Source organism: Kutzneria sp. NPDC052558 (assembly GCF_044547355.1).
Taxonomy (GTDB): Bacteria; Actinomycetota; Actinomycetes; order Mycobacteriales; family Pseudonocardiaceae; genus Kutzneria.
Map to the genome: position 1 here is coordinate 1 of NZ_JBIUAG010000010.1, position 18,852 is coordinate 18,852.

At 72.6% G+C, this 18,852-nt stretch carries 13 protein-coding genes and 1 rRNA gene; 12 read left to right on the top strand and 2 right to left on the bottom strand.

All coding sequences use genetic code 11. From position 1 onward, the window contains the following. From rrf to ACIG5F_RS19470, 12 genes are all read left to right on the top strand, one after another. Positions 1–97, top strand: a 5S ribosomal RNA gene (gene rrf / locus ACIG5F_RS19415); the annotation flags it as partial. A gap of 317 nt (positions 98–414) precedes the next feature. Continuing rightward, entirely contained in the window at positions 415–1,713 is a 1,299-nt protein-coding gene (locus tag ACIG5F_RS19420) for a hypothetical protein (protein ID WP_396519194.1), read from the top strand. A 29-nt stretch (positions 1,714–1,742) separates the two neighbouring features. Next, on the top strand, positions 1,743–2,678 hold the full coding sequence (locus tag ACIG5F_RS19425; protein ID WP_396519196.1) for a glutamate ABC transporter substrate-binding protein: 936 nt from the start codon (positions 1,743–1,745) through the stop codon (positions 2,676–2,678). A 5-nt stretch (positions 2,679–2,683) separates the two neighbouring features. Beyond that, positions 2,684–3,775 carry a hypothetical protein gene (locus ACIG5F_RS19430; protein WP_396519198.1) on the top strand — a complete coding sequence of 364 codons (1,092 nt, stop codon included), beginning with the start codon at positions 2,684–2,686 and terminating at the stop codon, positions 3,773–3,775. Between the two features lie 5 nt (positions 3,776–3,780). Then, complete coding sequence (locus ACIG5F_RS19435) at positions 3,781–5,964, top strand: tetratricopeptide repeat protein (RefSeq protein ID WP_396519200.1); 2,184 nt, start codon at positions 3,781–3,783, stop codon at positions 5,962–5,964. Beyond that, a complete protein-coding gene (locus tag ACIG5F_RS19440; RefSeq protein WP_396519202.1) occupies positions 5,955–6,791 on the top strand; it encodes a protein phosphatase 2C domain-containing protein in 837 nt (278 codons plus the stop codon). The genes ACIG5F_RS19435 and ACIG5F_RS19440 overlap by 10 nt, the downstream gene beginning before the upstream one ends. Next, complete coding sequence (locus ACIG5F_RS19445; RefSeq protein ID WP_396519204.1) at positions 6,788–8,089, top strand: VWA domain-containing protein; 1,302 nt, start codon at positions 6,788–6,790, stop codon at positions 8,087–8,089. The genes ACIG5F_RS19440 and ACIG5F_RS19445 overlap by 4 nt, the downstream gene beginning before the upstream one ends. Beyond that, positions 8,089–8,715 (top strand): FHA domain-containing protein, encoded by a 627-nt coding sequence (locus ACIG5F_RS19450; RefSeq protein ID WP_396519206.1) that lies wholly within the window; start codon positions 8,089–8,091, stop codon positions 8,713–8,715. Before ACIG5F_RS19445 ends, ACIG5F_RS19450 begins: the two co-directional genes overlap by 1 nt. A gap of 202 nt (positions 8,716–8,917) precedes the next feature. Continuing rightward, a complete protein-coding gene (locus tag ACIG5F_RS19455; protein WP_396519208.1) occupies positions 8,918–9,418 on the top strand; it encodes a DUF2975 domain-containing protein in 501 nt (166 codons plus the stop codon). Further along, the gene (locus ACIG5F_RS19460; protein WP_396519210.1) at positions 9,418–9,639 is read left to right on the top strand and encodes a helix-turn-helix domain-containing protein; all 222 of its coding nucleotides are present in this window, start codon (positions 9,418–9,420) and stop codon (positions 9,637–9,639) included. The genes ACIG5F_RS19455 and ACIG5F_RS19460 overlap by 1 nt, the downstream gene beginning before the upstream one ends. A 105-nt stretch (positions 9,640–9,744) precedes the next feature. Beyond that, positions 9,745–10,395 (top strand): DUF6338 family protein, encoded by a 651-nt coding sequence (locus tag ACIG5F_RS19465; protein WP_396519212.1) that lies wholly within the window; start codon positions 9,745–9,747, stop codon positions 10,393–10,395. Next, entirely contained in the window at positions 10,382–10,540 is a 159-nt protein-coding gene (locus ACIG5F_RS19470; RefSeq protein ID WP_396519214.1) for a hypothetical protein, read from the top strand. Before ACIG5F_RS19465 ends, ACIG5F_RS19470 begins: the two co-directional genes overlap by 14 nt. A gap of 4 nt (positions 10,541–10,544) precedes the next feature. On the opposite strand, the gene ACIG5F_RS19475 is transcribed toward ACIG5F_RS19470, so the two are convergent. Then, complete coding sequence (locus ACIG5F_RS19475) at positions 10,545–15,317, bottom strand: CHAT domain-containing protein (RefSeq protein ID WP_396519216.1); 4,773 nt, start codon at positions 15,315–15,317, stop codon at positions 10,545–10,547. Continuing rightward, on the bottom strand, positions 15,314–18,775 hold the full coding sequence (locus ACIG5F_RS19480; RefSeq protein ID WP_396519218.1) for a right-handed parallel beta-helix repeat-containing protein: 3,462 nt from the start codon (positions 18,773–18,775) through the stop codon (positions 15,314–15,316). The genes ACIG5F_RS19475 and ACIG5F_RS19480 overlap by 4 nt, the downstream gene beginning before the upstream one ends. Between the last annotated feature and the right edge of the window lie 77 nt (positions 18,776–18,852).

The following is an 18,852-nucleotide window of genomic DNA, read 5'->3' on the forward strand; positions in this document are numbered from 1 at the left end:
GGAAACGCCCGGTCCCATTCCGAACCCGGAAGCTAAGCCCTCCAGCGCCGATGGTACTGCACTCGTGAGGGTGTGGGAGAGTAGGACGCCGCCGAGCAAACTTTGGACGCCCCCTGTCTGCGGAAAACGCAGACAGGGGGCGTTTGCTCGTGTTTGTTGTGGGGGGGCGACCCCCCACACCCCCCGACCGGGGGCTTCGCCCCCGCGCCCCCGATGCTCCTGTGGGGAGTCGGCCCCCCGGATCCTTCTGTGGGGAGTCGGCGCTGGTGAGCTGTTCGGGGCACGCCGACGAGGTCAAGGTCGTTTGACACACGCCCCGCCCCGAACTCGTGGCAGTCTGGACACAGGCCACGAGGCGGAGGCGGGCTAACGGCCCCCGCCGGTGCGGCGATGATCGGCGCAGGGGGTGGCTGCATGACGGCGGTTGAGGCCGACAGACAGGTGCGGGGGCTCGTCCGGCTGGGCGGGACTACGCCCGGGGTGCTCAGCGGATTCGCGCTGGTCCTGATCGTGGTGGCGCTGGTGGCCGGCGCGCTGACCGGCCTTGGCGTCCAGACTCGCGTACAGGCGACGCAGGACCTGGCCGCCCGCAGCGGGCCGTTGAGCGTGGCGGCGGAGCAGATCTACCAGTCGTTATCGGACGCGGACGCGACCGCGACGGGCGCGTTCCTGTCCGGCGGACTCGAGCCGGCCGCCACCCGGCAGCGCTACGAAGCGGACATCGCGCAGGCATCGGGCACGCTCGCGATCGCCGTGGCGGCCCGTGATCCGGCCGACATCACGGCGTCGGGCAGCGCGCTGGCGACGCTTTCCGAACAGCTTCCGGTCTACACGGGCCTGGTCGAGACGGCGCGGGCGGACAACCAGCAGGGCCTGCCGCTCGGGGCCGCCTACCAGCGCGAGGCGTCCACGCTCATGCGCAGCCGGCTGCTGCCGATGGCGCAGGGCCTCTACCGCTCGGAGACGGCCCAGGTCACGGCCGACCAGGGCGGGGCCGGGGCGTTCCCGATCCTGGAGCTGCTGCTGGGCCTGCTTGTCCTCGGTCTGCTGATTGCGGCGCAGGTTGTGGTGTGCCGTAGGACAAATCGCGTGTTCAACGTGGGCCTGTTGGGCGCGACGGCTGCAACTCTGGTGTCGCTGCTGTGGGTCATGGTCTCCGGCATCGCGGTGATGGGCGACATCGGCGCGAGCCAGCGTGACGGCTCGGCGCAGGTGGAGACGTTGGCCGCGGCCAGGATCGCGACTCTGGCCGCCCGGTCGGACGAGACGCTGACGCTGGTCGCCCGGGGCGCCGGCCAGGCGTACCAGGCGGATTTCGTCCAGGTGGACAAGCAGTTGGGCGACCTGCTGACCACAGCCGGCAACCAGGCCACCGACGGCGGTGTCCGGGCGAAGATCGACGCGGCCAAGGCCGATCACGCGGCATGGAGCACGGCGCACGGAACTCTGCGCAAGGCCGACGATTCCGGCGACTTCGGCACGGCGGTGACGGTGGCGATCGGCACCGCGCCGGACAGTGCGGCGACGGCGTTCGACAAGCTCGACCGCGACCTGCGCGACGCCATCGACCAGACCCGGGCGGCGTTCACGGCGAAGGTGACCAGCGCCGGCGCCGCGCTCAACGGCTTGGTCGCGGTGGTCGGGGTGCTGGCGGTGCTGACGGCGGCCGGCGCGGGGGCCGGGATCTGGCGACGACTCAGGGACTACCGATGAGAAAGCGCGCATTAGCAGCATTAGCCACCGTGTTCGCGTTGTCCGGCTGCGCATCGGTGGCCACCACGGTGATTCCGAACGTGGCGGCGCAGGTGCCGAGCCCGGGCAACGCGAGCGTGGCGGCGGCGCCCACGGCGGCGGCCACCCAGCAGTGCGCCGATCCGTTGGCCAGCCTGCGCCCGTCGACCAACCCGCCGCCGGGGCAGATGCCGGCCGGCTCGACCATGGCCAAGATCGTCCAGCGCGGCAAGCTGGTCGTCGGGGTGGACCAGAACACGTTCCACATGGGCTTCCGCGACCCGGCCACCGGGCAGATCCAGGGCTTCGACATCGACATGGCGCGGGCGGTGGCCCAGGCCCTGTTCGGCGACCCGAACGCGATCCAGCTCAAGGCGCTCACGTCGGACCAGCGCATTCCGGCGTTGCAGAACGGGGACGTGGACATCGTGGTGCGCACGATGACCATCACCTGCGACCGGCTCAAGCAGGTGGCGTTCTCGGCCGTCTACTACGACGCCAAGCAGCGGATCCTGGTCAAGCAGAACTCCCCGATCGACGGGCCGGACGCGCTCGGCGGCAAGAAGGTGTGCGCCACCAAGGGGTCCACGTCGCTGGCCGCGGTCGCGGCGCTGCCGGCCAAGCCGGTGCCCGTGTCGGTGTCGGACTGGACCGACTGCCTGGTCATGCTCCAGCAGGGGCAGGTGGACGCGATCTCCACCGACGACGTGATCCTGGCCGGCATGACGGCCCAGGACCAGTACACGAAGATCGTCGGCGCGCCGCTGGCCGACGAGCCGTACGGGATGGCGATGCCGTTGGCGAACCAGGATTTCGTCCGCTTCGTGAACGGGGTGCTCCAGAACACCGAGGCGAGCGGCGCGTGGACGGCGTCGTACCAGCGGTGGCTGGGCGGCCTGCTGCCCGGCGCCGCGCCCGCGCCGCCGACCCCGCAGTACCGGGACTGATGCCCATGCTCACCGTCGACGAGGCGGACCGCGCGTTGGACCGGCTCGGCGCGGACGGCGACCAGATCGCGCAAGCGGTGCTGGCCATGGATGCCCGCCCGGGGTATCACCTGCTGTCGGGCGCGCTGACCGGCGTGACCGAACAGCGGTGGGGCGTGGCCAGTATCGCGCTGAACTCGCTGTGGGACGATTTCTCCACGTACCGAACGCTTCTCGACCAGGCGAGGCAGGTTCGGGGCCGGCGGGCTCGGCTCGGCGACGGTGATCTGAGTGAGCTGACCACGTTGGTCACCCGGCTCACGGGCCTGTCGACGCCGATGGGCGCCACCTGCACGATGGTGACCGACCTCCTCGACGCCGTGGAAGCGGCCTGGAGCGAGGCGGTCGATCGGCTCGACCCGCTGGACGGAGAACTCCGTGCGGCGCGGACACTTGCGGGCTCGCTGGCGGTCGAGGAGCCCGAGCTGGACCGGGTCGCCGACGAGCTCGCGGAGATCCGTCGCCGCACGGCCGCCGATCCGTTGGCCGCGCCGGGCGTGCCGCAGCAGCTCACGGATCGGATCACCGCCGTCCGGACCGAGCTGGCGGCGCTGGCCGAGGCCCGGGACTCGCTGGCCGAGCAGCTCGACCGGTTGGACGGGCTGATCGACGAGATCTCCGATGTGGGGCAGCGGATCCGGGACGCGCACGTGACCGTGCTGGAGAAGATCGCCGCACCGGGGCTGGCGGCGTTCACCGATCCCGTGCCGCGGCTGCGGGCCAGATTGGCGGAGTTGCCGGCAATGTCCGGTCGGCTCAAGGAACTCGCGGCCGCGCTGGAGGGTCTCCGGGAGGACGCGAACGCCGCCTTGGCCGACGCTCGGGACCGGCTGGCCTCGGCCACGGGTCTACTGGACCGCCGGCTCGAACTGCGCGGGCGACTGGACGCCTACCACGCCAAGGCGAGTCGCCTCGGGTACGCGGAGGACCTCGATCTGCTTGCGGTGTATCGGGAAGCTCGCGTCCTGCTGTACACGATCCCGTGCGAGCTGGCCGCGTCGACCCGGGCGGTCAAGCGGTACCAGGAGGCGCTCCAGGCCCGCCAGGAGGGACGATGACCACGATGACAAGGTGTGCGCGCCCCGGGTGCGGCGGCGAGATCGACGAAGAGGGCTTCTGCGACACGTGTGGCCTCGCCGTCGCGGTGTCGGCGCCGGCCGTGACGCCGCCGCTGTCGACGCGGTCGACGTCGACGGGAGCGCTGACGTCCTGGAGCACGCCGACCAGCGGCACCTCGGCATCCCGGTCCACGCACGGATCCACGCGGTCGCGCGGGCGTGACCTGCTCGGCGAGGGCATCGTCGAGATCGCGAGCCTGCCGCGCCGCGATCCCCGCGAAGCCGTGCTGGCCGATCCGAGCGTGCCGGAGAGCAAACGGTTCTGTAGCAGCTGCGGGGCCAAGGTCGGGCGGGGCCGGGAGGACCGGCCGGGGCGGACCGAAGGCTTCTGTCCCCAGTGCGGCCACCAGTTCTCCTTCGTCCCCAAGCTGGCCGAGGGCGAGGTCGTCCAGGGCCAGTACGAGGTGCTGGGCTGCCTGGCCCACGGCGGACTGGGCTGGATCTACCTGGCGCTGGACCACGCCGTCGCCGACCGCTGGGTGGTGCTCAAGGGCCTGCTGGACTCCGGGGACGCGGACGCGATGGCCGCGGCGGTGGCGGAAACCCGGTTCCTGGCCCAGGTCGAGCACCCGGCGATCGTGCGGATCTTCAACTTCGTCGAGCACCGCGGCACCGGCTACATCGTGATGGAGTACGTCGGCGGCACCTCGATCAAGGACCTGATCAAGCAGCGCCGGCAGGAGGGCGACCCGAGCGCGTGCCTGCCGCTGACCCAGGCGATCGCCTACACGCTGAAGGTGCTGCCGGCGCTGGGACATCTGCACGAGAGCGGCCTGGTCTACTGCGATTTCAAGCCGGACAACGCCATTCACGGCGGCGACCGGCTCAAGCTGATCGACCTCGGCGCGGTGCGGCGGGTGGACGACCAGGTGAGCCCGATCTACGGCACGGTCGGCTACCAGGCGCCGGAGATCGGCAAGGAGCTGCCGTCGCCGGCCTCCGACCTCTACACCGTCGGCCGGTCGCTGGCGGTGATGACCTTCCCCTTCGACTTCCACAACGACTTCCCGACCACGTTGCCGAGCGCGGATTCGGTGCCGTTGCTGGCCGAGCACGAGTCGTTCCACCGGCTGCTGTTGCGGGCCACGCATCGTGATCCGGCGCTGCGGTTCGCCTCGGCCGCGCAGATGCGGGAACAGTTGGAAGGCGTTTTCCGTGAGGTCGCGGCGGCCGAGGACGGCGAGCCCCGACCGGGGCCGTCGGCCGAGTTCACGCCGGAGCGGCGGAGTTTCGGGGTGTCCGGGACGCTGTCGGCGGCGGAGGTCGCCGCCGCGCTCCCCGTGTCCAAAGTGGACGCCGACGATCCGGGAACCGTGTTCCTGGCCGGCATTTCCGTGACCGACCCGGAGGCGTTGATCGCCCAGCTGGTCGCCGCCCCGGCCGAGGGCGTCGAGGTGGGACTGCGGCTGGCCCGGGCCCGGATCGAGCTCGGTGACGTGGTCGGGGCCCGGGCGGCCCTGGATGGGATCGAGACCGATCCCGGTGATTGGCGGGTCGAATGGCACCGGGGTCTGGCCGCGTTGGCAGCCGACGATCCTGGGCAGGCTCGGGCGTCGTTCGAGGCGGTGTACGACCTGGTTCCCGGGGAGTCGGCGCCGAAGCTGGCGATCGCCGCGTGCGCGGAACTGACCGGCGACACCGCGGTCGCGGACCGATGCTACCGGCTCGTCTGGCGCACCGACCGGAGTTTCATCAGCGCTGCCTTCGGGTTGGCGCGGGTCGTGGGCCGGGCCGAGGCGGTGGACGTGCTGGAGTCCGTGCCGGACACGTCGAGCCACCACCTGGTCGCGCAGCTGGCGGCGATCCGGTCGCGGCTGGCCGTCGGCCGGTCCGACGGACTGTCCGAAGTGGACCTGGTGCTGGTCGGAAACCGGTTGAGCGCACTGGAGTTGGACGACGTGCGGCGGGTGAACGCCGAACGGGAGCTGTTGGAGGCCGCGTACGAGTGGTCGCGGGCCGGCGACGGCGCGACCACCGGGACGGTGCTGGGACGCCGGCTCGTGACGGACGACCTGAGGCGGGGGATGGAGGGCTGCTACCTGGCGCTGGCCCGGCAGGCCTCGACCCGCCTCGACCGCATCGCCTGGGTGGACCGGGCCAACCAGATTCGGCCGAGAACATGGTTCTGACCTCCTGCCCGCACTGCGGCGACCAAGTCGGTCCGGCGGACCGGTACTGCGAGGGGTGCGGCGCGAGCCTGCGGCTGCGCCGGACCCCGCCCGACGCCGTGGCCGGCCGTGACCGTGCCGAGCACGACCTCACGCTGGTCGCCGGCGTGAGCGATCGCGGCTCGGTGCGGGCCCGCAACGAAGACGCGATGGCGTTCGCGATCGTCGGCCCCGCAACGGAACCCGAGGCCGTGGTGGCGATCGTCTGCGACGGCGTCGGCTCCACCGAGCGGGCCGCCGAGGCCTCGCAGGCCGCCGCCGACGCTGCCCTGGCGGAGATCGTCGACCGGCTGGCCGATGGCGGGGACGCCGAGGACGCGACCCATCGTGCCGTCGCCGAGGCGTATGCGGCGGTGCGGGTGCTGGGCGATCCGCGTACGAGCGCGCCGTCCACCACGTTCGTCTCGGCGGTGGCGACAAAGCAGGCGATCACGGTCGGCTGGATCGGGGACAGCCGCGCGTACTGGATCGCCGGCGGCGAAAGCCGCCTGCTGACCCGGGACGACGCCGACCCGATCGTCGGCGCGCTCACCCGCTGGGTCGGCGCGGACGCCGAGCAGGGGCCGCCGAACCTGGCCGTGCTGCCGGCCGGCACGCCGGGCCGGCTGGTGGTGTGCAGCGACGGGCTGTGGAACTACCTGCCCAGAGCGGAGAATCTCGCCGACGAGATGTCCGACGGCGAGCCGCTGGCGGTCGCCGCCGACCTGACCGCGGTCGCCCTGCGCCGCGGTGGCCGCGACAACATCACGGTCGTGGTGCTGCCCTATCCGTTCGAGGAGCGCGCATGAACGAGTTCCGGGTGGACGTCTACCAGAACGAGTACCTGCCCCAGGGGGCGTCCGAGGTCAACGCGATCGTCACCGTCACCGCGACCGGCGAGGGTGTGGTGGCGGCCGATGAGCCGGCGGCCGAGGTGATCATCATCGACTGCTCGGGCTCGATGGACTGGCCGTCGACCAAGCTGAAGGCGGCCAAGCGGGCGACGGCGGCGGCGATCGACGCGTTGCGGGACGGCGTGTTGTTCGCGGTGATCGCCGGCACGCACACGGCGTCCATCATCTTTCCGTACGAGGGCGGCATGGCCCGGGCCGACGCGGAGTCGCGGAAGGCGGCCAAGCAGTCGCTGACCCGGCTGAGGGCCGACGGCGGCACGGCGATGGGGGAGTGGCTGCGGCTGGCGGCGCGGGTGTTCGACAGCAGGTCCAGCACGCTGCGCCACGCGATCCTGTTGACCGACGGCCGAAACGAGCACGAGCCGCCGGAGAAACTGGCGCGGATCCTGGAAAAGGTGGCCGGCCAGTACGTCTGCGACTGCCGGGGCGTGGGCACCGACTGGGAGGTCGGCGAGCTGCGGCGGATCTCCGAGACGATGCTCGGCTCGGTGGACATCGTGGCCGAGCCGGCCGGCCTTGAGGCCGACTTCAAGGCGATGACCGCGGCGTCGATGGGCAAGAAGGTGGCGGACGTGGCGCTGCGGCTGTGGACGCCGCAGGGGGCGACGGTGAAGTTCGTCAAGCAGGTCGAGCCGACGCTGGTCGACCTGACCGCGCGGCGGACCGAGTCCGGGCCGCGCACCGGGGACTACCCGACCGGCTCGTGGGGCGCGGAAAGCCGCGACTACCACGTGTGCGTGCAGGTCGAGCCGGCCGGCGTCGGCGACAAGATGCTGGCCGGCCGGGTCAGCCTGGTGTCGGCCGCCGGCGACCAGCTGGGCACGCGGGGGCAGATGCTGGCGGTGTGGACCGAGGACACCGTGCTGTCCACGAAGATCAGCCCCGAGGTCGCGCACTACACCGGGCAGGCCGAGTTGGCCGAAGCCATCGAGGAGGGTTTGCAGGCGCAGCGCGGCGGCGACGTCGAGACGGCGACGGCCAAGCTCGGGCGGGCGGTGGCGCTCGCGCACGCGTCGGGGCACGAGGACACGGCCAAGCTGCTGGCCAATGTCGTCGACGTGGTCGATCCGGCGCGGGGCACGATCCGGCTCAAGCGGGCGGTCAGCGCGGTGGACGCCATGACGTTGGAGAGCCGGTCGCAGGTGACCAAGCGGGTCGGCCGCCAGTCCGCCGCCGAGGAGGAGGCCGACTGATGCCGGTCTGCGCGAACGGCCACGACTCGGCCGATGACGAGTTCTGCGACGTCTGTGGCCTGGCTTTCGCCGGCGCGCCAACGGTTACCGCCGCGCCGAAGCCGGTCGTCGGGGACTGCCCGTCGTGCGGGGCGCCGCTGGACGGGCGGTTCTGCGAGCAGTGCGGGGCCGACTCGCTGGCCGCCCCGGCGCCAGTGGCCGCCACGACTTCGGCCCCGGCGGTCGTGGCGTGGTCGGTGGTGGTCGGGGCCGATCGCCGGTACTACGACAGCGTGCAGGCCGAGGGCGGGCCGGACGCCGACTCCATCGGGTTTCCGCCGTTCAGCCCGGAGCGGCGGTTCACGTTGCGGGGGCAGCAGATCACCATCGGCCGGCGCAGCCGCAGCCGGGGGATCGAGCCGGACATCGACCTGATCGGGCCGCCCGAGGATCCCGGGGTGTCCCGGCTGCACGCGCTGCTGGTCGCCGGCGAGGCCGGGTGGTCCATTGTGGACATGAACTCGGCCAACGGGACGTACCTCAACTACTCGCGGGCCGGGCTGACCTCCGGCGTGCCGCATCCGTTGAGTCCCGGCGACCGCGTGCACCTCGGGGCGTGGACGACGATCACCGTGGTCGCGGGCTGAGCCGCCTCCCGGAGTCTCGGAGAGACGGCGTCGTCGTGGTGCTGCCACCGCCGGTGGCGAACATGGCGAGTTTGACGCTTGGAAGGGGGCTTTCCTCCACTTGGAGTGGAGGAAAGCCCCCTTCCAAGCGTCAGGGGTGCTGTTTGGGCGGGGGGAGGGTTGCTGGGGCTATCGAGTTGCGATAGGTTTCCATCGTAACTCGATGGGAGGGTGGGGTATGGGCACGGTGGCGGTGCGGGCGCTGCGGGTGGCGCTGGCGGTGGTGTTCGCGGGCACGGTGGCGGTGCAGGTGTTGATGGTGGTGGCGCTGGTGACCAAGCCGGATGACGGGTCGCTGCCGCTGACGGCGTTTCGGGTGATGACGATCGTGGGCCTGCTGGCGGTGGAGGTGGCGCTGTTCTGCGTGGCGCGGCTGGTCACGATGGTGCGGCGGGGCACGGTGTTCTCGAACGCGGCGTTCCGGTACGTGGACATGATCATCGGGGCGATCGTGGCGGCGGCGCTGGTGTGGTTCGGGGTGACGGCGATCAACGCGCCGGGGCAGCGGGACGACCCGGGGGTCACGGGCATCATGGCGGGCATCGGGCTGGGCATCCTGCTGGTGGCGCTGATCGTGTTGGTGTTGCGGATGTTGCTGGCCCAGGCGGTGGCCCGCGACGTGGAGGCCACGCGGCTGCGGGCCGAGCTGGACGAGGTGATCTGATGCCGATCATCGTCGACATCGACGTGATGCTGGCCCGGCGGAAGATGTCGGTGGGCGAGCTGGCCGAGCGGGTGGGCATCACGCCGGCCAATCTCGCCGTGCTCAAGAACGGCCGGGCCAAGGCGGTGCGGCTGGCCACGCTGGACGCGTTGTGCGCGGCGCTGGACTGCCAGCCCGGCGATCTGCTGCGGTGGGAAGCCGAGGACGCGGTCCGAGTGTGACCGCGTCGAAAACACAACCGGGCCAGGAATCGGCAGCGCCCGTGATCCCGATTCCGTCCGGTTGTGCCAGGCTGTGATCGACCGGTCGGGGCAGAGGGGAGCGGCATGGTCCCGGGGACAGTCCAGCAGCTGACGATCCTGCTGGTCCTCGTGCTTCCTGGCGTGTTCTACCAGGCGGTGCGGGAGCGGCTGAGCGGGGTGCGGGCGGCGGAGAACGAGCCGCAGAACCGGTTGGTGCGGGCGATCGCGGCGGGGGCGCTGCTCGACGGGGTGTACGCGGTGGTGGCGGGGCCGTGGCTGGTGGAGCTGCTGGGGCCGACGGCGCCGACGCCGTTCGCGGGGGTGGGGCAGCATCCACGGCTGGCGGGGCTGACGGGCTTGCTGCTGGTGGTCGTGGTGCCCTCGGCGGTGGCCTGGGCGGAGGGCTGGTGGGTGCGCCGGCGCTCGCAGGCGCGGTACGAGCCGACGCCGACGGCGTGGGACGCGCTGTTCCACGGCACGGGGTCGTGTTTCGTGCGGATGCGGCTGAAGAGCGGCCTGTGGGTGGGCGGCTGGCTGGGCTCGCGCTCGGCGGTGTCGGCCTATCCGCATCCGGGTGATCTCTACCTGCAGACCCAGTACCGGATGGGGCCGGACGGTAGCTTCGTGGGCCGCGTGCCCGGCAGCGCCGGCACGTACGTGAAGGCCGCCGACATCGAGGTGCTGGAGCTGCTTCGGCCGCCGGCCAAGGAGGAGGGCACCGATGACGAGTCCTGACGACGACCTGGAGGCCCTGGTCGAGCGGTTCTCCCGCCGCCGCACCTACCGGCCGACGGACGGCGAGGACGAGCCGGAGGAGTTGCCGGAGGGCCCGTCGGGCACGGCGATGGGGACGAGTGGCGAGGCGCCGAAGCCGCGTTGAGCGGTCACGGGCCGGTGTGCACGTACGCCGCCCACAGGTGCGGGGCCTTGGCGTAGCGGTCGCGTAGAGCCCGGGTCGGGCCGTGCAGGGCGGTGGCGGGGGCGATGGGGCGGCGCTGCGCGATGTCGTGGGCGAGGGCGGCGTAGAACTGCTGGATCACGTGGGTCGACAGCTCGTCGGCCACGGGCCACAAAGTGCCGATCACGTGTGGATAGCCGGCCAGCTGGAACGAGGAGGCGAGCTGCACGGCCTCGTCGGGCAGGTCCAGACCGCCTTGGGAGGTCGAACATGCGGACAGCACGGCCAGCTGCGGGCGGTCGGGCCGTTCGGCGGCGACGTCCAGGGTGGTGAGCCGGCCGTCGTGCAGGACCAGGCCGCTGGCCGAGGGCGTGCGGGTGTCGGTGACGCCGTGGCAGCCGAAGTGCACCCAGGAATGCCCGGACAGCGCCTCCCGGACGGCCGACAGCGTGGCCTCGGAACCGAGCAGTTGCCGTCCGGCGGGGAAGATCTCCAGCACGGCCGCCGCCTCGTCGGCCACTCCGGGCAGCGGCTCCGCGCCCGGCGTGTCGGGGATCGCCACGACCAGCGGCCGCGGATCGACCCGGTCCACGAGCGCCAGCTGCCGTCGGGCCCGGACGAGGGCCCGCACGGTCGGCGTGTACGAGGGAATCACCCGGTCCACGACCCATTTCCCGGAATCCGGCCCGTCGCGCCCGGCGGCGTGCAGCGGCAGGAACGACAGCCAGCCGGTCGGACACCACCACAGCCGGGTCCACGGCTCGTCGTCGAGCGGCACGGTCCGCAGCCCCAGCCGGTCGAGCACGGGACCGGCGACGCTGTCCCACAGCCAGCGCAGGATCTCGGTGAGCAGACCCATCGCCGAGACGGCGTTCTGCACCCCCTGCGACCCGTACGCCCACTCGATGGCCTCCAGGAAGATCGCCGCCTGCGTCAGCACGGTGGCCGGCGTCAGGCCCGGCAGCGGGACCACCTCGAGCCGGCCGTCGGCGGTCACGACGATGGCGTCGGAGCGGTACTCGCTGACGTTGACGACGACGACCGGCCCCTCGGCGGCGGCCGAGATCAGGTCCGGCAGGTCCGGCGCGCGCAGGAAGCCGGAAAGTCCTGGCAGGGCACGGATCTCCGCCACGAGCTCGTCCCAGCGCCGGGCCAGCGTGTGCCGCGCGTCGGTGGTCAGGCCCCCGTCGGCCGGCTGGCCCGGCGTGGCGTCGGTCCACAGCGCCGGGCGGGTCTGCGGCACGACGCTGAGCTGGTCGCGGATCAGCTCGAACTCGTCGGCCAGGGCGGGCGCGACCGCGCGGACCTGGGACAGCTGGCCACGGTTGTCGATGCCCTGGGCGAGCAGCACCGCCCGGCCCTGTTCGAGCAAGGTGAGCGCACGTCCGGGATCGCCAACCCGCAGCGCGAAAGCGGCGGCGTCGCTGGCCAAGCCCGGCCCGGACTGGAGCCGGTCCTCCTGGTCGGCGCGGCTGAGGCTGCGCGGGGCGATCCGCGGCAGCAGGCCGACCGCGTAGGCGAGGCCGGCCAGGGCATCGGCGTCCCGACCGGCCCGGGCTGCGGCGTTGCCCCACACGCGGGCCGCGAGCAGCCGGCTGACCAGCGGCGCGGTCGGATTCTCCGCTGCCTGCCGGGAAAGCCGGGCGGTCTCGACCAGGTCGACGGGCTCGCCCTGCTCGGCCCGCAGCACCTGGGCCGTGCCGAGCACCAACAGCGTGCTGGCCTCGTTCGGGGAGCCGTCCGGCATGCAGGTCAACGCCTCCCGGGCGGCGCTGACGGCCCGGTGCAACGCCTGTCGGACCGCCGGCTCGCCGTCGACGATCAGCGAGTGTTCGAGGCAGACGCTGGCCAGGTTGTTCAGGGCCACGCCGCGCCAGTCGCTGCCTTCGGCGAGCTTGGCCACAGCCTCCTCCAGCACCCGCCGGGCCTCGGCCATGCCCTGCGGATCCCCGCTCGACGAGGCCCGGCTGTGCAGCAGAAGACCGAGATTGAGCACGGTCAGGTCGGCGCCCGAACGTTCGCTGCTGGTCAGGGCTTCGGCTTCACGCAGCAGCGTGGCCGCCTCCTCGCCCGCGACTGCGTCGCCCGCGATGCGGTAGCGGGCGAGCAGCGAGGCGGCGAGGTTGTTGAGGTGCCCGACGCGGTCGAACGAGGTCGGCGGGCTCTCGGCGACGGCGGTGCGCAGCACGGCCACGGACTCGGCCAGCCAGGTGCTGTCGCCGCTGATCTGGGCTCGTTCCATCAGGGCCACGCCGAGGTTGGTGAGCGCCAGGGCGCGGCCGGAGTGGCCGGCCGGCACGGCGGCGAGCGCCTCGCGCAGCGTGACGACGGCCTCGTCCATCAGCACCGGGTCGCCGGCGTCCAGGGCCCGCTTCCACTCGACGTGACCGAGGCTGACGGAGATGGCGGACATGTCCTCCGAGGACTCGGGGACCCGGGCCCGGGCGGTCCGCAGCAGCTCGACGGACTCGTCCCGCAGGCGGCCCTCGTGGGTGTGGCCGTACTGGTCGGCGAGGCTGTTGGCCAGGCCGACCAGCGCCACGGCCGGCGGCGGCCCGGGACTGGCGGCGATCGCGGCCCGATGCCATTCGACGGCCTCGTCCAGCGCCGCCTGGTCGCCGGTGAAGCGGTAGAGCGAGCGCAGGGCGTGACCGAGCTTGGTCAGGCAGCCGGCGCGGCTGGGGGTGCCCGGCTCGGACGCCACCGATTCCCGTAGCACGGCAACGGCTTCTTCGAGCAGGCTCGGGTCGGATCGGATCTCGGCCAGCCGTTGGAGGGCGTCGCCCAGGTTGCCCATGCGATGCACGCGGTGATGGTCGCCGGGCGGGCTCAGCGCGACCGCCGCCCGATGCGACTCCACCGCCTCGGCCAGCATCTCGACGTCGCCGGCTCGTTGGGCGAGGGTGGCCAGGGCGGCGCCGAGGTTCGACCGGCACATCGCCGCTTCCGACGTGTTGCCGGCGGGCACCCGCGCGACGGCCTCACGGCCGAGGCGCACGGCTTCCTGGTACAGGTCGAGATCGCCGGTGGCGGTGGCGCGCTGCGAGGAGATGGCGGTGAAGTCGGAGAGGTACTCGGCGTGGCGGGAGTCGCTCGGCGGCAGCAGCGCGATCCCTTGCCGCATCTGCTCGACCGCCTGCCGCCACAGGTCCTGGTCGCCGGGCCCGGCCCGCTCCGCGAGCGCACTGCCCAGGGCGAACCGGATCTCCGCCTCGGAAGTGCGGCTCGGGAACGGCAGCGTGAGGCATTCCCGGAAACGGTCGAGCGCCTCGTCCCGGCTTTCCGGAGCCTGCTGAAGGCACCGGGCGAGGACGAACAGCACGTCGGACCGGTCGGCCGAGGGTTCGGGCACCGTCCGGGCCAGTTCACGGAGCAGGGCGATCGGTTCGTCGACGGCCTCGGGCGTGTCGACGGCCCGGGCCCGCAGCCGGAGGAGATCGGCCAGTTCCCGGCCGCGGGCGACCCGCAGGCCGCGGTCCTGGGCCGGCGTGGCGTCGAACACGCCGCGTGCGAGGGCGATGGCTTCGTCGAGGTCGGCGAGCCGGCCGGTCGCCCCGTGGCGGGAACGCAGCACGCCGGACAGCACGAAGTCGACCTTGACCCGCATCGGGTGGCCGGCTGGCATGCCGGCGGCGGCGGCCCGGGACGCCGCCTCGGCGTCGTCCAGCAGCCGGATGTCCGAGCCCCGGATCCAGCTGCCCTTGAGGACCAGGCCCAGGTTGGACAGGTAGGTCGCACGCTCGATCGGGTTGGGCGCGTGCTCGGCGGCCAGCCGACAGCTCTCGACCCCCTCGTCGTATGCCTCGGGCCGGTCGTTGGCCAGGGCGTCCATGACCAGCGCGATGCCCAGCTCGGCCAGATGCGTCGCCCTCGGCGGCGTTGTCGTGACGACCGCCCCGCGCAGGAGTTCGACCGCCTCGGGGAGCATGGACGGATCGCCGAACATGGCGGCGGCGCGGTAGAGGGCCGAACCGAGCCCGGCGCAGCGTTCGATGTGGTCGGTGTCCTCCGCGGTGCCCATGCGCACCGCCAACCTCAGCTCCGACAGGCTTTCCCGCATCGCCGCCGGGTCCTCGGTCGCGTCGGCCCAGTGCCGCAGGACGAAGCCGAGATTGCCGTGCCGGCGGGCCTGTTCGGCCGGCTCGCCGGGCGCGGCGGCGACGGCGGCGCGACTGTGCTCGACCGCCTCGGCGGCGGCCTCGCGGCCCGCCCCCTCCTGGAAGGCGAACAGCCGCGCGAGGCCCAGCGTGGACAGGCAGGTGCCCTGCTCGGCGCTGCCCGGCGGCAACGCGGCGATCGCGTGCCGCAGCAACCGCTCGGCGGCGACCAGCATGACCGGATCACGCCTGAGGTCGTAGAGCATGACCAGCCCGGAGCCCGCCTCGAACGCCTCGCTCGGCTCCACCACACCGTCGCCGGGCCGTCCGGTCAGGACGTCGAGCAGGGGCAACAGCGCGGGCGGAACGGGATCGAGCGTCTGCTCGCGGATGGCGGCGAAACACAGCAGCGCATCGCCCAGCTCCCGGGCATCGACGCCCTCGCTGGCGATGTAGTGGAACCAGCGGTGGTAGGCGATCGCGACGGCCGCCGGCATCCGCATCATGCCGTCCGGCGACATGCCCTGCGTGAACACCTCCTGGACGGCCGCGTCCGCCTCGGGGCCGAGAAACCAGGCCAGCACAGCGGGTTCCGCCTCAACCCGCCCCACCCGGTCGAGAATCGCCTGCTCGGCCGGCGTGAGGGCGTTCTCCGCCGTCACAGGGCATCCTTCTCCGGGATGTCCTCGGCCAGCAGCACGGTCAGGTCTTCCCGGGTCGGGGCCGCGTTCGTGGCCAGGCGCGCGGCCTGGCGCTCCACCATCGACTCCAGCACGTTGCGGGCGTCGCGCGCGTTGGCGGCGTCGCCCCGGCGCTGCCGCCGGTCGAAGCGCTCGGTCAGCAGCGGGCCCACCTCCGGGGCCAGCCGGTAGGCGTACTTGGACGCCTGCAACCCGATGATCTCGGTCAGCTCGGCCGGCTCGTAGGAGCGGAACTCCAGGGTCCGGGAGAACCGCGACCGCAGCCCCGGGTTGGAGTCGAGGAAGGTGCGCATCTCCTCGGTGTAGCCGGCGGCGATCACCACCACGTCCTCGCGGTGGTCCTCCATCAGCTTGGTCAGGACGTCGATGGCCTCCTGCCCGAAGTCCGACCCGGCCCCGAACCGGCGGGCCAGGCTGTACGCCTCGTCGATGAACAGCACGCCGCCGCGGGCGCGGGCGAACACCTTCTCGGTCTTCTGCGCGGTGAGCCCGAGGAACTCGCCGACCAGGTCGCCGCGGGCGACCTCGACGACGTGGCCCTTCTCCAACGCCCCGAGGGCGGCCAGGATCTGCCCGTACAGGCGGGCCACGGTCGTCTTGCCGGTGCCGGACGGCCCGGAGAACACCAGATGCCGCGCGGTCGGCGGGGCCGGCAGCCCGGCCTCCGCCCGCCAGCGGGCCATCCGCAGCAGGTCGACCTGCACCGCCACCTGCCGCTTGACCAGCTCCAGGCCGATCATGTCGTGCAGCTCGGCCAGCGGCCCCGCCTCCGGCTTGCGCACCTCCTCGGCGGTGGCGCCGGTCCGCACGTCCACCATCGCCACGCGCTCGTTGCCGGGAGACACCGCGTCTCCCTTGTATCCGGTCACCTCGCAGTTCTCGAACCGGCCGTACACCGACGAGCCCAGCCGCACACCGTCGCGCTCGCCGCCGCGCAGCCAGGCCCGCGTGACGGTCAGGCGGGCGTTGTCGTGGCCGGTGATGCCGTCCCGGCCGGAGTCGGCGACGGTCAGCCCGTCGAACACCGCCACGGCGTCCTTGAGGGCGAGCACGCCGGCCTCTCCGGGCTTGGTGATGATGCTTTCGCGTGCGGTGACATGGCTTTGGTCACGGCAGTTGAAGCCGAACAGCTGGGCCCGTTCGATCGTGGTCCGTTCCGCGGTCACCCGGGCCGAGTCCTCGGCCGCGATCCCCGAGCTGGCCACGTCCGTGACGGTCACGTCGGCCAGTTGGACCTGCACGCCGGCGCCGCGGGCGAACAGTCCGGCGCCGCAGCGCTCCAGCCGCGCGCCGGTGAGGCGCAGCGACGAATCCTCGCTGATCCGCACCGCGTTGCTGGTCTGCTCGCTGGCCGCCAGGTCGGTGATGGTCGCGTGGGACTTGTGCACCGCCACGCCGTTGCGGCCGCCCACGACCGTGCAGGCGTGCAGGGTGGCGTCGGCCCCGTCGGTGAGGCTGATGCCGGTCTCGCCGGGAGCCTCGATGTGGCAGTTCTCCACCCGTCCCAGGCCCTGCTCGCCGATGGTGACGCCGGTGGCCCGGCAGTTCTCGAACCGGCAGTCGCGGACCACCGGATCCGAGCCGTGGGCGATGTAGAGGCCGTCCTTCGCGCCGATGACGGTGTTGCCGACAGCGGTGCCGCGCGCCTGCTCGTAGTAGGAGATGCCGGTGGCGTGCAAGTCGTTCAGGGCGCAGTTGAGCACGTCGGCCTCGGACTGCGGGCCGATGGCCACCGCCGCGCTGCCGGTCCGCCGCAGCTCGCAGCCCTTGATCACGGCGGTCGAGGCCAGCACCTGGATTCCGTTGCTGCGGCTCTCGGCGACCGTGCAGTCGGTGATCTCCGCGTGCGCCCCGTCCTTGAGCAGGATCGCCTGCTTCTTGGCGTCCAGGAACCGGCTGCGCTCGAACGTGCCGCGGGCGCCGGCCAGTTCGGTGCGACCGGCCTTGACCTCGCACTCGGTCATGCTCACCTGGGCGTCACGCAGGGCCGAGACCGCGAACTCGCCCTGGGCGTCGACGGTGCAGCGGATCATCGTCAGCTTGGCGGCGGCGCGGATCGCGGCCGAGTTGCGGTTGACGATCTTCACGCCGTCCAGCGTGACGTCCCCGGTGCAGTCCAGGGTCACCTCGTCCGAGGACTCGATCACGACCGGGCCGCCGGCGGCGCTCAGCTCGACCGTGCCCCAGATCGTCAGACTCTCCTGGTAGTGACCGGGTTCGACGAGGACACGCCCGCCGCCGGCCCGCAGCGCCGAGGCGATGGTGGTGTGCTCCGAGCCGGCCTGCTGGGACACCCGCAGCGTCACTGATTCTCCCTCCCCCCGGGGGCTTCGCACCGGGGCGCGGACCCCGGCCAGCAGATTCTCGACCTGCGCCGGGTAGGCGAACAGGCCGTGCCGGTAGGAGCGGTCCGTCGACGCCAGCGGCACGAGGTCGACGGTCCGGTTCCCCTCCTGGAACGGGAAACGGTGATGCCGCAACGGGTCCGGCGCAAGTGCGTCGGGCGTCAGCCGCGCCCGCACCACCCTGGCCGTCGCTGGTCCGGCGAGCTCGACCAGGCTCACCTCGTTGCTGGTCAGGAGGCGTTGGTCCCCGTCGACGGTCAGGCGCAGGCCCTCCGGCTCGACGCGCAGCGTGCAGCGCTGGGCCAGGGCGGTGATCAGCCGTGATCCGAGGACGACGAACAGCACGACGCCGGCGGCGAAGCTGCTCAGCACGGCCAGGGGCCCGTACTCGTACCCGCCCGCGAGGAGCGAGAAGGCCACGGAGCCGAACAACGTCAGCAGCGCGCCGAGCCTCAGCAACACCAGTGACGGCAAGGACAACAAGTCGCCGGCGAGGGTCACGCCGCCGGCCCGGTCGGGCGGTACGCGCGTCGTGCCGTGCCAGCGGTCGCCCGCGTGCGCCGCCATGAGCTCGTCGAGCTGTTTGATCGTCGAGTTCAGCGGGCGTAGGTCGAACACCACACCCCGCAATGGCGCGGACCACCGCAGCTTGCCTCGGTGCCGTGTTCCCGCCGGCCGGCCCTCGGTCGGGCGGACGAGCAGCAACCCCGGGTGCGTCGGCGGGTTGCCGGGGGCCATCTGCGGCGCCGGCAGCAGGAACGCCGATTCGACGGCGTCCCACGGCAACCGCAGCCGCCGCCCACCCCAGCGCAGTTCGAGGCCCTCCGCGCCGATCGCCAGGCGGCCCGGGACCAGCACCCGCCACGCCGCCCACACCAGCACAACCGCCCAGGTCACGAAGGTGGCCGCCGCGAACACCGCCCGCGCCGCCGGGCCGGCGTCGACCTGCCCGACCAGCAAGGGAAAACTCGCCAACAGCGCGAAACCGGCCAGCAACACGGCGAACCCGCAGCCCACCCGCGACACCGCCGGCCGCCCGATGCTCTTGGCCCCGGTCCCGGCCACCTGTGTCATAGGTCCCCACTGCTCCGTCCGACGGCACCGTCCTCGGCCGAAGGTAGCGGAAGTCATGCGGCCGCAGGGCGAGTTCG

What these genes read in the sequence shown, in the direction of transcription:
- ACIG5F_RS19420 (WP_396519194.1), top strand. Translation starts at nt 415, where the DNA reads ATGACGGCGGTTGAGGCCGACAGACAGGTGCGGGGGCTCGTCCGGCTG.
- ACIG5F_RS19430 (WP_396519198.1), top strand. Translation starts at nt 2,684, where the DNA reads ATGCTCACCGTCGACGAGGCGGACCGCGCGTTGGACCGGCTCGGCGCG.
- ACIG5F_RS19435 (WP_396519200.1), top strand. Translation starts at nt 3,781, where the DNA reads ATGACAAGGTGTGCGCGCCCCGGGTGCGGCGGCGAGATCGACGAAGAG.
- ACIG5F_RS19440 (WP_396519202.1), top strand. Translation starts at nt 5,955, where the DNA reads ATGGTTCTGACCTCCTGCCCGCACTGCGGCGACCAAGTCGGTCCGGCG.
- ACIG5F_RS19445 (WP_396519204.1), top strand. Translation starts at nt 6,788, where the DNA reads ATGAACGAGTTCCGGGTGGACGTCTACCAGAACGAGTACCTGCCCCAG.
- ACIG5F_RS19450 (WP_396519206.1), top strand. Translation starts at nt 8,089, where the DNA reads ATGCCGGTCTGCGCGAACGGCCACGACTCGGCCGATGACGAGTTCTGC.
- ACIG5F_RS19455 (WP_396519208.1), top strand. Translation starts at nt 8,918, where the DNA reads ATGGGAGGGTGGGGTATGGGCACGGTGGCGGTGCGGGCGCTGCGGGTG.
- ACIG5F_RS19460 (WP_396519210.1), top strand. Translation starts at nt 9,418, where the DNA reads ATGCCGATCATCGTCGACATCGACGTGATGCTGGCCCGGCGGAAGATG.
- ACIG5F_RS19465 (WP_396519212.1), top strand. Translation starts at nt 9,745, where the DNA reads ATGGTCCCGGGGACAGTCCAGCAGCTGACGATCCTGCTGGTCCTCGTG.
- ACIG5F_RS19470 (WP_396519214.1), top strand. Translation starts at nt 10,382, where the DNA reads ATGACGAGTCCTGACGACGACCTGGAGGCCCTGGTCGAGCGGTTCTCC.
- ACIG5F_RS19480 (WP_396519218.1), bottom strand. Translation starts at nt 18,775, where the DNA reads ATGACACAGGTGGCCGGGACCGGGGCCAAGAGCATCGGGCGGCCGGCG.